The 14,283-nt window shown below is 34.9% G+C and carries 11 protein-coding genes; 3 read left to right on the forward strand and 8 right to left on the reverse strand.

Going from position 1 to position 14,283, the window contains the following annotated elements; translation table 11 throughout:
* Nucleotides 1-38: 38 nt before the first annotated feature.
* Both deoC and deoD read left to right on the forward strand, forming a co-directional pair.
* On the forward strand, nt 39-704 hold the full coding sequence (gene deoC / locus KO493_RS15150) for a deoxyribose-phosphate aldolase (RefSeq protein WP_216068827.1): 666 nt from the start codon (nt 39-41) through the stop codon (nt 702-704).
* Nucleotides 705-715: 11 nt separating this feature from the next.
* A complete protein-coding gene (gene deoD / locus KO493_RS15155) occupies nt 716-1,414 on the forward strand; it encodes a purine-nucleoside phosphorylase (protein ID WP_216068828.1) in 699 nt (232 codons plus the stop codon).
* Between the two features lie 443 nt (nt 1,415-1,857).
* Here deoD and KO493_RS15160 read toward each other — a convergent pair whose 3' ends face one another.
* The 5 genes from KO493_RS15160 to pxpA all read right to left on the reverse strand — a co-directional run bounded on the left by KO493_RS15160 (nt 1,858) and on the right by pxpA (nt 9,343).
* The gene (locus KO493_RS15160) at nt 1,858-3,399 is read right to left on the reverse strand and encodes a RagB/SusD family nutrient uptake outer membrane protein (protein WP_216068829.1); all 1,542 of its coding nucleotides are present in this window, start codon (nt 3,397-3,399) and stop codon (nt 1,858-1,860) included.
* A gap of 25 nt (nt 3,400-3,424) precedes the next feature.
* Complete coding sequence (locus KO493_RS15165) at nt 3,425-6,496, reverse strand: SusC/RagA family TonB-linked outer membrane protein (protein WP_216068830.1); 3,072 nt, start codon at nt 6,494-6,496, stop codon at nt 3,425-3,427.
* 538 nt (nt 6,497-7,034) lie between these two features.
* Nucleotides 7,035-7,883 carry a biotin-dependent carboxyltransferase family protein gene (locus KO493_RS15170; RefSeq protein ID WP_216068831.1) on the reverse strand — a complete coding sequence of 283 codons (849 nt, stop codon included), beginning with the start codon at nt 7,881-7,883 and terminating at the stop codon, nt 7,035-7,037.
* Nucleotides 7,876-8,604, reverse strand: a complete 729-nt coding sequence (gene pxpB, locus KO493_RS15175; protein ID WP_216068832.1) for a 5-oxoprolinase subunit PxpB — start codon at nt 8,602-8,604, stop codon at nt 7,876-7,878. The genes KO493_RS15170 and pxpB overlap by 8 nt, the downstream gene beginning before the upstream one ends.
* Nucleotide 8,605: 1 nt before the next feature.
* Nucleotides 8,606-9,343, reverse strand: a complete 738-nt coding sequence (gene pxpA / locus KO493_RS15180; RefSeq protein WP_216068833.1) for a 5-oxoprolinase subunit PxpA — start codon at nt 9,341-9,343, stop codon at nt 8,606-8,608.
* Nucleotides 9,344-9,615: 272 nt separating this feature from the next.
* Here pxpA and KO493_RS15185 point away from each other — a divergent pair, with 272 nt between their 5' ends.
* Complete coding sequence (locus KO493_RS15185; protein WP_216068834.1) at nt 9,616-10,155, forward strand: DUF5004 domain-containing protein; 540 nt, start codon at nt 9,616-9,618, stop codon at nt 10,153-10,155.
* Between the two features lie 226 nt (nt 10,156-10,381).
* On the opposite strand, the gene KO493_RS15190 is transcribed toward KO493_RS15185, so the two are convergent.
* The 3 genes from KO493_RS15190 to KO493_RS15200 all read right to left on the reverse strand — a co-directional run bounded on the left by KO493_RS15190 (nt 10,382) and on the right by KO493_RS15200 (nt 14,276).
* On the reverse strand, nt 10,382-11,917 hold the full coding sequence (locus KO493_RS15190) for a YifB family Mg chelatase-like AAA ATPase (protein WP_216068835.1): 1,536 nt from the start codon (nt 11,915-11,917) through the stop codon (nt 10,382-10,384).
* Between the two features lie 104 nt (nt 11,918-12,021).
* Complete coding sequence (locus KO493_RS15195; RefSeq protein ID WP_216068836.1) at nt 12,022-13,296, reverse strand: alginate export family protein; 1,275 nt, start codon at nt 13,294-13,296, stop codon at nt 12,022-12,024.
* A 146-nt stretch (nt 13,297-13,442) separates the two neighbouring features.
* The gene (locus tag KO493_RS15200) at nt 13,443-14,276 is read right to left on the reverse strand and encodes an ABC transporter ATP-binding protein (protein WP_216068837.1); all 834 of its coding nucleotides are present in this window, start codon (nt 14,274-14,276) and stop codon (nt 13,443-13,445) included.
* Between the last annotated feature and the right edge of the window lie 7 nt (nt 14,277-14,283).

The raw sequence follows: 14,283 nt of genomic DNA on the forward strand, positions 1-14,283 counted from the left end.
TGTTTAAGTAGTATGCTTGTTTATTTAAAAGTCAAGACATGAATCCGTTTAGTCAATACATCGACCACACCCTCTTAAAAGCAACAGCAACAACATTAGATATTATCAAACTATGTGAAGAAGCTAAACAATATCACTTTTTCTCAGTTTGTGTGAACAGTTGTTATGTAAGTTTAGCAAAAGCTTCTTTGTCTGAAAGTAACATAAAAGTATGTGCAGTAATCGGATTTCCCTTAGGAGCTATGTCTACCGCTAGTAAGGTATCTGAAACAGCTCAAGCATTAAAAGATGGAGCCGATGAAATTGATATGGTTATCAATGTAGGTTTCCTTAACAGTAAAGCTTTTGATACTGTTGAAAAAGAGATAAAAGCTATCAAAAGTATCATGCCAAATAAAGTTTTAAAAGTTATTCTAGAAACATGTTATTTAGATGATTCCGAAATATTAAAAGCCAGCGAAATAGCTATAAAAGCAGGAGCCGATTTTATAAAAACATCAACAGGGTTTGGAACCCGTGGGGCAAGTACGCATGATATAAAAATCATGAAAAGCGCCCTAAAAGGTGATGTAAAAATCAAAGCTTCAGGAGGCATTCGCGATGCGGAAACCGCTTTAGAATATATAAATTTAGGCGTTAAACGACTTGGAACTTCTTCAGGAATCGCCATTGTAAATGGCACAACATCAAAATCTGACTATTAAAAAGAAAGACTATGAGCGTACATATAGAAGCCAAAAAAGGTGAGATTGCTGAAACCATTTTACTACCAGGCGACCCTTTACGCGCTAAGTGGATTGCAGAAACCTTTTTAGAAGATCCCGTTTGTTTTAATAAAGTTAGAAATATGTTTGGCTACACTGGTAGCTTCGAAGGAAAGAAAATTTCCGTTATGGGAACCGGTATGGGTATCCCATCCATTTCTATTTATGCTCATGAACTTATTACCGATTACGGCGTTAAAAATCTTATACGTGTTGGAAGTGCGGGTTCATACCAGAAAGAAGTAAAAATTAGAGATATTGTTTTAGCTATGGCAGCCTCGTCAAATTCTGGATTAAATGAATTACGTTTTAATGGAGCCGACTACGCGCCTACTGCAAATTTTGACTTATTCCAAAAAGCCCTAGACGCTGCTAAAGCAAGAGACATTCCAGTAAAAGCGGGTAATATTTTTAGTTCAGATGAATTCTATGCCGATGATTTTGAATCGTATAAAAAATGGTCAAAATTTGGCGTACTCTGTGTAGAAATGGAAACCGCTGGCTTATATACGGTTGCCGCAAAGCACAACGTGAAAGCCCTTTCTATTTTAACTATCTCAGATTCTTTAGTGACTGGAGAACGCACAACGAGCTTAGAACGCGAAACCACTTTTAAAGATATGGTTGATATTGCTTTAGAACTCGCTTAAAATAATATATTATTGATACAAGTCGCTAATTTCCAATTCTTAACTTAAATATTCGGTAGAATATCAAACTGGGTACCCTCGAGTTTGAGTCTTTTTAACAAGATAACAAGAAAACCTTCGCGATAGCACCATCTTTATTTACAAATAAAACGACACTTCAGCGCTTTATAACTCCTGTTTAGCTACTCATCTTACTTAAAAACTGAGAACCAAAAAGATCAACAAAAAAAGGCCACACTCGAGTTAGTTAACTCATATTGAACAACTTCTAACCGATTATCGCAACACACAAAACTATAGCGTTAACCCCTTCATGGTCAACGACAAGAAAAACAGAATATAGAATTAGAAACACACCTTTAAAACCAGTGAAAACAAAAAAGCTGGTCTAAAATAGACCAGCTTTAAAGGAACTTAATTATAAAATAAAGTTATGAAAACTCTTAATTTGTCAAGTTAGGATTACTTTGAATCTCATCTTGAGGAATTGGCGTATCATAATCAACAGCCGCATTCCAATCAGGCTTAAGACCTTCATATCCAGAAGCACCAAATACTTGATCACCTAAATCTCTACGCTTGATATCATACCATCTTTTACCTTCGAAAGCTAATTCAACTCTACGTTCTTCTATAACATCAGCAACAGTAACAGTTCCAGTTAAATCGGCTGGTACAGCACTAGCTGGTACAGTTTCAGGAACATAACCACCATTTGTAGATACACCACCTTTTCTAGCTCTCGCTCTAACTTCGTTGATATACTTTAATGCATTAGCATTATCACCAGCTTCAGCAGCACACTCAGCAGCAATTAATAAAACTTCAGCATAACGCATCATTGGGTATTTAATACTTGTAGCACGCTTGTTACCTCTAGCATAATCACCAGGGAAACGCGTATACTTAGCAATATATGGCATGTTTCCTGCATGCTCATGACCACTAATAGTAAAGTTGGTATAATCAACAGTTGTTCCACCAATAGTAGCTTCAGTCTGGAAACTTACACGTTTTCTATAATCTCCATCTTCGAACGAATCATAAACAGCCATTACAGGAACAGCAACAGACCAACCTTGATCATCATCATCACTTCTAACACCCGTCATTGGTGCAACTTGATCGTATGCATTATCATCAGCCTCTACATTGTTATAATCTAAAGTAAAGATCATTTCAGGAGAATTTGCAGATTCACTTGCATTAAACAATGTTTGGAAATTATCATCTAAAGAATAAACACCACTATTAATTACCTTTTGAGCATATAAACTAGCTGTATTAAAATCTTTTGATTCACGAGCATCACTAGTTGCTCTAGTTAAGTGCACTAATGCTAAATAAGCACTTGCAGCTCCTTTAGATGGAATTCCTGGTGCAGCAGTAGTATCATCTAACCATTGTTCAGCATATTCTAAATCTGAAATAATGTTTTTATAAACGTCTGCTTCTGGTGTACAACTGATATTACGATAAAAATCAGAATTACTACCATCAATAGTTTCAGCGATATAAGGCACATCACCAAACAAACGTACTAGGTGGAAATAATACCATGCTCTAATAAAATAAGCTTGAGCAGTAATCGGGTTTTTTAAATCATCAGCAGCAACAACATCATCTGCTCCTTCAATAGCATTATTAGCAGCAGCAATACCTAAATAGATTCTTCTCCATGGATCGTAAACCATTTCGTTATTTCCAGTAATTGTATGCATATCCATTTCAACTCTACGAGCCTGACTAGATTGCACATTAACCATATCAGAACGTAACATTAAAGCTACAGATAGTTTTCTACCCCAGATTTGTTCATTAATTGCATGCGTTAACGCACCATCAACTGCAATTTGAATGTCTCCAGGAGTGTTAAAGAATCCATCAGGAGATAATAAACCTACTGGTTCTTCTTCTAAATCCGAACATCCCATTATTGATAATCCCATTACCAATAACCACATTATATATTTCGTATTTTTCATTATTTATATTTTTTTAAAATGATTCTTAAAATGTTAAGTTTAAGCTGAAACTAAAAGATCTAACAGTTGGATAAGATCCAAAATCGAAACCTCTAGTTGTATTGCTCGCTTGGTTGTTACCATTTGTTCCCCCTTGAGCTCCAAAATAACTTACTTCAGGATCTAAACCAGAGTAATCTGTAATTGTAAATAAGTTTTGACCACTTACAGATAATCTTAATTTTTCAATACCAATGTTTTCTATAACCTTAGAAGGTAAGTTATATCCTAAAGCTAAGTTTTTCAAACGAATATAGCTTCCGTCTTCAACAAAACGAGAAGAAATCTCTCTAAAACTTGCATTACCTACACGTGGCTCATTAGTATCGGTGTTACTTGGAGTCCAAGCATTGTTAAAATAATCGTAAGTTGTATTAGAATCACCATTATTTAACTGTACAGCTGTCATGTTAAAGATTTCATTTCCTTGAGATCCTTGGAAAAAGATATTTAAATCCCAGTTTTTATATGTGAAGTTGTTTGTGAAACCCCAAGTAAAATCTGGATTTGGATTACCAATCATAGTTCTATCGGCATCAGTAATTTCCCCATCACCATCTAAATCTCTAAATAAAGGCTCACCAGGAACCACTACTCCATTCTCTCTAGATGCAGCAATTGCAGCAGTTCCAGCAGGAGCACCTCCAGATTGAGCTACACCAGCATAATCATATCCCCAGAATTGTCCAACTTCTTCTCCTTCTCTCAACACGAAAGTATCCTCAAGACTAAAGTAAGATGGCGCTCCGTTTCCAAACCAGTCATCTCCATTAATTAAAGAAGTCACTTTGTTAATGTTTTTAGAGAAAACGAAATCAGTAGACCATGTAAAGTTATCGTTAGTAATGTTATTAGTAGTTAAAAATACTTCGAAACCAGTATTATTCATAGCACCAACATTTACTAAAGATTCGTTGTTATAGAATCCTAAATAATCAGGTTGACCTCTATTTACCATAATTAAATCTTCAGTATCGATGTTATAGTAGTCTAAAGAAAGTGTAATTCTGTTATTTAAAAATCCGAAATCCAAACCTAAGTTCGTTTGAATAGATGTTTCCCATTTTAAATCTGGGTTTGCCATTTGATATGGTGTAATTGCAGCAACAGTAGATCCAGCGCTTGAAGCATAAATAACTTCTGAACTCGCTAAAGATTGGTAAGGTGCAATAGAAGGGTTACCTGTTTCACCGTAACTTGCTCTTAATTTTAAGTTAGAAATAGCATTACTATCTTCTAAAAACTTTTCGTTAGAAATTTTCCAACCTAAAGCAGCTGAAGGGAACGTAGCATATTTATGATTTTCAGCAAAGTTAGAAGCTCCATCACGTCTTACTGTAGCAGTAAGTAAGTACTTATCGTTAAAATCAAAATTTACTCTACCAAAAACAGACTGAATTGTACGCTCGTTTGTGTAAACTTGTCCTGAAGTTGGTTGAATTAAACTTGTTGCAGTATATAAACCATAGTAAGAGAATGAATCTGAAATAGTACCGATTCCTTCATTGTAAGCACTTTTGTTTGTGTTTTGTTGGTAAGAGTAACCTCCTAATAACGTTAACACACCTTTTCCGATTTCTCTATTATAAGTTAAATAACTTTCACTTAAAACACTTTCAGATTTTGTGTTTTGCATAATCGCTCTACCATTCTCTGTACCAGCAGTAATTTTTAAGGTACGAGGCATATACATTCCTCTAAAAGTATTCTCTCCACTAATACCAAAAGTAGTTTTGAAGTTTAATCCTTCTAAAATATCATAGCTTGCAAAAAGATTTGCTCTAAAATTATCAATCTCAGTATCATCATCTCTTTCTGTTGCAACAGCATAAGGGTTATCAACTGCATCACCAATAGCATCATTCGTAGAAAACGACCCATCAGCTTCGTAAACTCCTTTATCTGGAGCAAAACGCATTGCTAAAGATACAACGTCATCACCACCCACAGTTACAGAACCGTTAGATTGTGTAGTTACACCACTTTTTTGACTTCTACCTCCTACTAAGTTTACACCAACTTTTAATTTGTCAGTTACTTGTGCATCTAAGTTAGATAAGAAAGTAAGTCTCTCGTAATCAGAGTTTACTAAAACACCATCTTGACCGAAATAAGTTGCCGAAGCATAGTATTTTACTTTTTCAGAACCACCTGAAACAGCTAATTGATGATTTACAACACTACCATTTCTATAAATCATGTCTTGCCAATCAGTATCATATGGCCCTTGAGGGTATGCATTAGAATTCCCTTGGTTTACACGAATATTATTTTGGTATTTTGCAAAATCATTTGCATTTAATAAATCTAAACTGTTAGAAGTAGATTGTACTTGGTAAGTTGTATTAAAATCAATATTTAATCTACCAACTTTACCTTTTTTAGTTGTTACTAAAACAACACCATTAGCACCTTGCGAACCATAAATCGCAGTTGCAGAGGCATCTTTTAAAATTTGCATAGACTCAATATCACCAGCTTGTGGCATGTTACCACCTACGAATCCATCTACAACAATAAGAGGACTACTACTTGCATTAATAGAAGTATTACCTCTAATTTTAATACTAATAGGAGCACCTGGCTCACCACCGTTATTAGATTGAACATCTACACCAGCAGCACGACCTTGTAATGCTTGAGAAGCATCTAATACAGGGAACGCTGTTAATTCTTCAGTTTTTACTGAAGAAACAGAACCTGTAACATCACTCTTTTTACGAGCACCATATCCTACTACTACAACTTCTTCAAGTTGACTTGCATCCTCAACCATAACAATGTTAAGAGACTTTTGATTTGAAATCGTAACAGACTGTTTAACATAACCAATGTATGAAAACTGAAGAACGTCACCTGGCTTAACGTTTAATGTAAAACCTCCATCGAAGTCTGTTGCCGTTCCTGTTGTAGTTTTGGCAATAATTACATTAATACCCGGAATAGGGGTGTTGCTTTCATCTGTTACAGTACCGGACAACTGGTACCCATCCTGTGCAAACAATGATATATTGAATATCATCATTAACATTAATGTTAGTTTAGTTTTTAAATTCATTTGTTAATTTTTTTTTGTTAATAAAATAATTAGTCTATGGTAAACCAATCTGGTTTTTTAAACTGGTACACCAATTTGGCGATGCTAATATATGTTATTAATATGTTAAAATCACAATCATTGTAGAAGAAATCTAGAAATCACGGTAAAAAAATCATGATATGATAATTAAAACGTGTTAAAACCTAGATATACTTAGTTTCTGTTTAACACTATTTTAACTAAAAAATTTAAAATATGAATTCAAAACACCACACAAACACTTTAAACTGTAAGCATATCGCCCTAATCACAATAATTCAAAAAATATTAAACGACTCTTATTTATACTAAATCTAAACCCAGACCTCTAATACATTATCTTATTGTAAACAATGTTTTAAAAAATAGTTAAGCTACTCAAACCACATCATCACTAAGCTACCGCATATATAACTACTAATCAACAAACTACACAAAACACCATATAAATAAGGAACTCCAAGAGATGATATATACTTTTGTGGAAAGTAAATTTGAGCTAAAAAGAGCAAAAAAATTAATCAAGAAATTTAAAACTGCATACTTTACCTGTATGCTTTTGAGAAAGCAAGTCAAGACTAGTAGCATTTAATTGCAAAACTCTTGGATATCCACCTGTAGTTTGACAATCGCGCATTAAAACAATCAATTTACCCGATGGCGTTAATTGAACTGTCCCAGGCAAAACCTGAGCTGTAATTATGGCTTCCAAACTATTTTCTAGAGGCTCCTCCAATTGATAAGCCATCCTATTATTGTTACTAGAAATACTAAACTGAAAAGACATGAGGTTTTGCTGCTGCTCTTCAGACAAAAAATCAAATTCAGGGCCTTTAGTTACCCTTAATTCGGTTTCTTCAAAGTAATTATGATTTACCTTTAAAGCAGCATAATGATTTACATCAATATCACTATAAGACTGAATGGATAATTCATCGCCATTTTGAATCACATGGCATGAGGTTAGACCTTGATACATGCTGCGACTATTCATAACTAATTCAGTTTGAAAACCACCTTTAACAGCCAAATAGGTTCTAAAACCATTTTTAGGCGACGAAAAACTTAAAACATCACCAGCATTTATTTTTAACAGTTTATATGCTGAAACTTTCTTATTATTAATTTTGGGTTGCATAGAGGCCCCAGAAACACTAATTAAGGTTTCGCACGTAAATTCTAGTTTGGCACCAACCATTGTCATTTCAAGAACAGCGCTATTTTCATCATTACCCAAAAGCGCATTGGCCAACTTTAATGCTTGAACATCCATAGCTCCAGAATACGGCACACCAAATTCTTGAAAACCAAATCGACCTAAATCTTGAATTGTTGAATAAAACCCGTGTTTTAAAATTTTAATCATAAAGTCCCTCGCTTTCTATTTGATACACACCAGCATCCACCAAAATTTTGATATCGTTAAACGCTTCAAGACTTACTGAATAAAATTTTATGCGGTCTCCAGACTTCGCAAAACAAGGTGGTTTTAAATTTGGGTTAAAAAAATCAATTGGGGTTTGACCAATTATATGCCAACCACCGGGACTTGGAGAAGGATATATACCTGTTTGGTTTCCGCCAATGGCAACCGCACCTTTTTCAACATTTAGTCTTGGAGTTGCTTTTCTAGGAGTGCTTAATTTTTCATCTAAACCACCCAAATATAAAAAACCAGGTAAAAACCCAATAAAGTAAACCGTGTATAATACGTCTGTATGCCGTTTTATAATTTCAGGTTGTGATACGTTTTTCGTTTGCTCGAGATCATTTAAATCTAAAGCAAAAATTTCATCATAACACACAGGAATACGCCAAGTATTAGATTTTATTTCTGAAATATTTTTTTCTGAAAAATATATCTTTTTCAACACCTCCACTTCCTTTTGAAAATCAATTGCATCGTAAAAAATAATTAAAAGGGATTGATAGGCTGATCTAATTTCCTGTATATTTTTGACTTCCGAAGTCTTTAATTTTTCCTTAAAACCTAACACATCCTTTAGAATGGATTCTAAAATCTCCTTTGGCCACTCGATTAAAATCGCTTGTTCTCCAAAAGGTTTGTATGAGAGTTTGAAACCCATCTTATATGATTTGAATCCCATTAGACTTTAAGCGATTGGTTAAAGCTGAAATTAACGCATAAGCATCAGGACTATCACCGTGAACACAAAAAGTATCTGCTTTTATATGGACGTATTCTCCTGTTGCAGTTTTTACTTTTTCATCTGTAATCATATTAAAAACATGATCAAACATAGTATCTGGATCTTTTATTAATGCGTTCGCTTTTGTTCTTGAAACTAAAGTTAAATCTGAATTATAATTACGATCTGCAAAAGCTTCGTACATGATTGGAATTTGGTTTTCAATTGCCATTTTAGCAATTACCGAATTGTAAGGCACATAAAGTCGAATGCGCAACATTAAAGCCTTCATCACCTCTATAATGACTTGTGCTATTTTTTCATCTACAGCTGCTAAATTATACAAAGCACCATGTGGTTTTACATGATGAAGTCGCAAATGCTCCTCATCTAAAACCCTTATTAAATCTTTAATTTGATTTTTAATAGACGTGTACAAAGCTATGCAAGGCATCTCAATCGCTTTTCTTCCAAAATTATCCTTATCAGGAAATGAAGGATGCGCTCCAATTTTCACCCCATACTTTTTAGCTAATCTCGAAACCGTTATCATAGATTCCAAATCGCCAGCATGACCACCGCAAGCAATATTACATGAAGTGATATATGGCATGAGTTTGGATTCATTCCCGATTCCCTCGCCTATATCGGCATTTATATCTAGGCGCGTTTGCATGGTTATTTTATTTAATTGAAAAATATTTTTATAAACAATCAAATATAAGATACTAATATTTAATTTTCTATTAAAGCCTACCTTCATAAATTACAAAACATCCTGTCGTAAATCATGATTTAAACACCTATTCAAAACGAATTAATTACGCCAACCACTAAGCATCAACCTATTAAAAAAAAAGATTATCATATCTTAAAAAACACCCCACTTAGACGCAACTATTTTCTTTTGCTAGCATCTTATTGAAACAAATTAAAACCCAAAAGACAATGAACAAATCAATTTTAGTAGTTAAAAGTATTTTAGCATTAACTTTTTTAAGCGCATTAATAGTGAGCTGTAGTGATGATACCAGTGAGAGTTTATGTATGGATCCATTAGTAGGAGCACTTACTGATCATGAAACAGAATTTTCAGGTACTTGGATACTAAAAAGCGTTGTTGCCGACGAGGCAATTGACTTAACAGATGATGATACCGATAACCCAAGTACAGATATTTACGCCCAGTATGATGCGTGCTCACAAGATGCATCCTACACATTTAGCAGCGACAGGGGCTATACTTTTGAACAAGGAAATCAAGCTGGTGATTGTGAAAATCAGCAAGAGGGCGATGGCACATGGAAATTAGAAGAAAACAACATTTTAACTTTTGTTTCTAATTGTTTTTCTGCGAATACCGCACTGGAATTAAATGAAGACATTAGTGAGTTCTCTATTGAAGGACCTGCTGTTTTTCAAGATGTTGATGGCAACAACGTGAAGGTCATCATTATTACAACTTACGAAAAACCAGCAATTAATTAGTAAGAAAATAAATAATCTAACGTTTACAACCGTGTCGTTATCCTCCAGATAAAATACCTAAAAAGGAGGCTGGCAAAATATGTAAAGTTTACTTCTACCTGAACTCGATCCGGATTATCACAATAAATGATTATCCATATCATGTGATCCTGAAATCGAAGATTCAATGCAGTTTAATAAATTCAAAATGACGTACTTTCATAATTTTTGGACAGCCTCCTTTTTTTTACCCCAACCATCCTTCACGATCTAAGCTCCTGTACTGAATAGCCTCACTTATATGTGTGCCATTTATGGCTTTTGAACCGTCTAAATCGGCAATCGTTCTAGAAACTTTTAAAATTCTATCGTACGCTCTAGCGGAAAGATTTAACTGTTCCATAGCTGTTTTTAATAATGCCTTCGAAGCATCATCTAAGGCACAATGTTTTCGAATTTGCTTGGTATTCATTTGGGCATTATAATGCACCGTTTCCGAATCGGAAAAACGTTGCGTTTGAATCTCTCGACCTCGTGTCACGCGTTCTCTAATAGCAATTGATGTTTCACTTTTTCGCTCATCTGAAAGTTTCTCAAAAGGCACCGGCGTCACTTCTATATGAATATCGATTCTATCCAACAATGGCCCTGAAACCTTACTTAAATACCGTTGCATTTCAGCAGGACTAGAAGTTACAGGCGCACTAGGATCGTTAAAATACCCACCTGGACTCGGATTCATACTCGCTACTAACATAAATGACGAAGGATACGTTACCGTAAACTTCGCTCTAGAAATGGTGACTTCACGATCTTCAAGCGGTTGACGCATCACCTCCAAAACTTCGCGTTTAAATTCGGGCAATTCATCGAGAAATAAAACACCGTTATGAGACAATGAAATCTCTCCTGGTTGCGGGTAACTTCCGCCGCCTACTAAAGCGACATTGCTTATGGTATGATGTGGACTTCTAAAGGGGCGTTGCGCCATCAATCCAGTATCTTTTACACGCCCAACAACAGAATGAATTTTAGTTGTTTCCAAGGCTTCATGAAGCGTCATTGGCGGTAAAATACTTGGTAATCGTTTAGCTAACATCGTTTTTCCCGCACCAGGCGGACCTATTAAAATAATATTATGCCCACCGGCTGCCGCAATTTCCATACAGCGCTTAATGCCTTCCTGACCCTTAACATCATTGAAGTCGAACTCAGGAAAATTCAAACTTTTATTAAACTCTTCACGTGTGTTTATAATGGTTTGTTCTAAAGGCACCCCTTTGTCAAAAAAATCAATGACTTGCTTGATATTATCAACGCCATAAACCTTAAGATTATCCACTATAGCAGCTTCCTTATCGTTAGATTTTGGCAGTATAAACCCCTTAAAACCTTCTTCTCTAGCTTTTACAGCAATAGGCAAAGCGCCCTTAATTGGATGAATACTGCCATCTAAGGACAATTCACCCATAATTAAATATTGATCTAAATTTTCAGCTTGAATTTGCTTGGAAGCGGTTAAAATTCCAATAGCCAATGTTAAATCGTAAGCACTCCCTTCTTTTCTTAAGTCGGCAGGTGCCATATTGATCGTTATTTTTTTCCCTGGAATTTTATAGCCGTTATTTTGAAGCGCTGCAGCGATACGAAAGTTACTTTCCTTGATCGCATTATCTGGTAAACCTACTAAATGATAACCAATTCCGCTATCGACATTAACCTCAACGGTAATCGTTGAAGCTTCAACACCAAAAACGGCGCTGGCAAAAACTTTTTTCAGCATAAATATTATTTATGTGATAAATGTAAGAAAAGTATTTTGTTAAACAAGAAAAATCCCGCAACTGCGGGATTTTAATTCGATTATATTTAAGTCGTACTAAAATATTAGTTCAAAAATTTAGGTTTGAACACTAACATGGCCCAAGCCCAGTTTTGAATATCATCAGCATCTACCTCAGCAACATTTTTCAGCTCATACATACCATCGGCAGGAAACATATGAGAATACCCTACTTTTAAAGCATACCCTTTAAATTGTTTAGCAAAAACTAAATCTAACTCTGTACCCAATGCCTTATCACCGCTAGGTAATTCCTGTTGTCCACTAAAGTTTAATGCTTTTACTAATAAGCTTGTTGAGTCATTAAATTTGAAATTCGCACTAACGTGAATATCAACTAAACCAATAGAATTCGCATGGTTTCCTACGTAGAAATAATCCATAAAACCATTGAATTTATGATTGGTTCCGTATAATGGAAAGAAAGCACTTGTATTAGCGACATCAGCTTCACCGTTACCACTAATAATTTCACCACCAAGACCTAAAGTAATTTTATCGGAAGCTTTAAATCCGAAATCTAAACTAGATAAATAACCACCTTTTACATCTTTGTATGAAGTCCCGTAAATTGCTTCACCTGTTTGTAAGTATAAATTAGCAGCTAAAGAAAACGCCCCTTTTCCATATTTTAAATGCACACCCATAGTTTGCAAATTAGCTACATCATTTAACCCAGCGGCATCATTTTGAAAGCCATTATTCATTAATAATAAGCTTCCTGAAAAGGCACCCCATTTATCACTTAAATGCGCCATGTACATGGTTTTATAAGAGAAAAACCCACTAGTATTATATTCATTTCCTTGTGATACAAAACCAGTTGGATTAGAATAATCTTGATTAAACGCTAAAGCTACATCTAAAGCAAAATCATTTTTCTTATATGTAATAAGCCCTGCATCATGGTTACGACCTTGTTGTGCCCAATCTAGACCACCTAAAATACGTTGATCATCATAAGACAATACTTGACGACCTAATTTTGTATTCCAACCTGACCCTAATTTAATTTCAGCCCAAGCTTCAAAAACTGCAAATGAATTGTTTTGATCGTAAGGTAAAATTTGTCTGTTTTCACCCCAAACGAATACATCTTGAAAACTGATATATGCTTTGTAAGAATCTGATTCATAGCCTGCATTTAAACGCACTCTGGTAGAAATACCATAACCAGGCTCGGAAGCTTCTGGAATTAAGGAACCAAATCCGTTACGGTATTCTGTTCTAGGTCTTAATTGCCCGTCTATTGAAAATTGAGCTTGTGCGAATTGAATACAAGCGAATAATAGCGCAAAAAGTAAATATTGTTTTCTCATGTTGTTTTTTTTTAAGTTTGATTGTTTGTTATTTTTTGTTTTGGTTTATTTATAAAATTCACTAAATATAAAAGTACGAAAATACATAGATCATGACAATTATCATGTCATATTAAATATTCAAACGCAATCTATATTCTGGTTTATTAATGTTCTAAAAAATCAATTAAATGTTTTCTGTATTTGTAATAATCGTCGTGTTCTAATACTGATTTTCTAGTTCTTGGTCTTTCGAAATCAATATTTAAAATATCTCCAATTTTTGCTTTTGGGCCACTGGTCATCATAACCACTCGATCGGCTAAGAATATCGCCTCATCGACATCGTGGGTAATCATAACTGCGGTAATTTTTTCCTTGTTCCAAATCTCAATTAGAATATCTTGAAGCTCTCCTCTGGTTAAAGAATCTAGCATTCCAAAAGGCTCATCTAAAAGCAATACTTTAGGCTTAATAGCAAAGGCTCTTGCAATACCAACACGCTGCTGCATCCCTTGAGATAAATCGCTAGCTTTCTTATGAAAGGCATCTTCTAGCCCTACTTTCTGTAAATAATATTTCGCAACATCATGACGTTGCGCTTTGGTTGCATGAGGAAAAACTTGATCGACACCTAATAACACATTTTGAAGGGCTGTCATCCAAGGCATTAAACTTGGCGACTGAAAAATAACACCTCGATCTGGGCCTGGGCCTTTAATATGCTTACTTAACACCGAAATACTTCCTCCTGAAATCTCGTTTAAGCCAGCAATCATAGACAGCATAGTCGTCTTCCCACAACCAGAATGCCCAATAATAGTCACAAACTCTTCTTTTCTAATCTGAAGATTTAAATCCTCTAGCACCACATAATCCCCTTTAGGTGTTGGATACACTTTCTTTAAATCTTTTAAATCTAGCATGACTTCAGATGAAGGAAAAACTTCAGGTTGCGTAATCACACGTTTCGGGGTATTATCTATAATATTTGTAGTCATTTTTCTA

The sequence above is a fragment of the Pseudotamlana agarivorans genome (genome assembly GCF_018860245.1).
Lineage (GTDB): Bacteria > Bacteroidota > Bacteroidia > Flavobacteriales > Flavobacteriaceae > Pseudotamlana > Pseudotamlana agarivorans_A.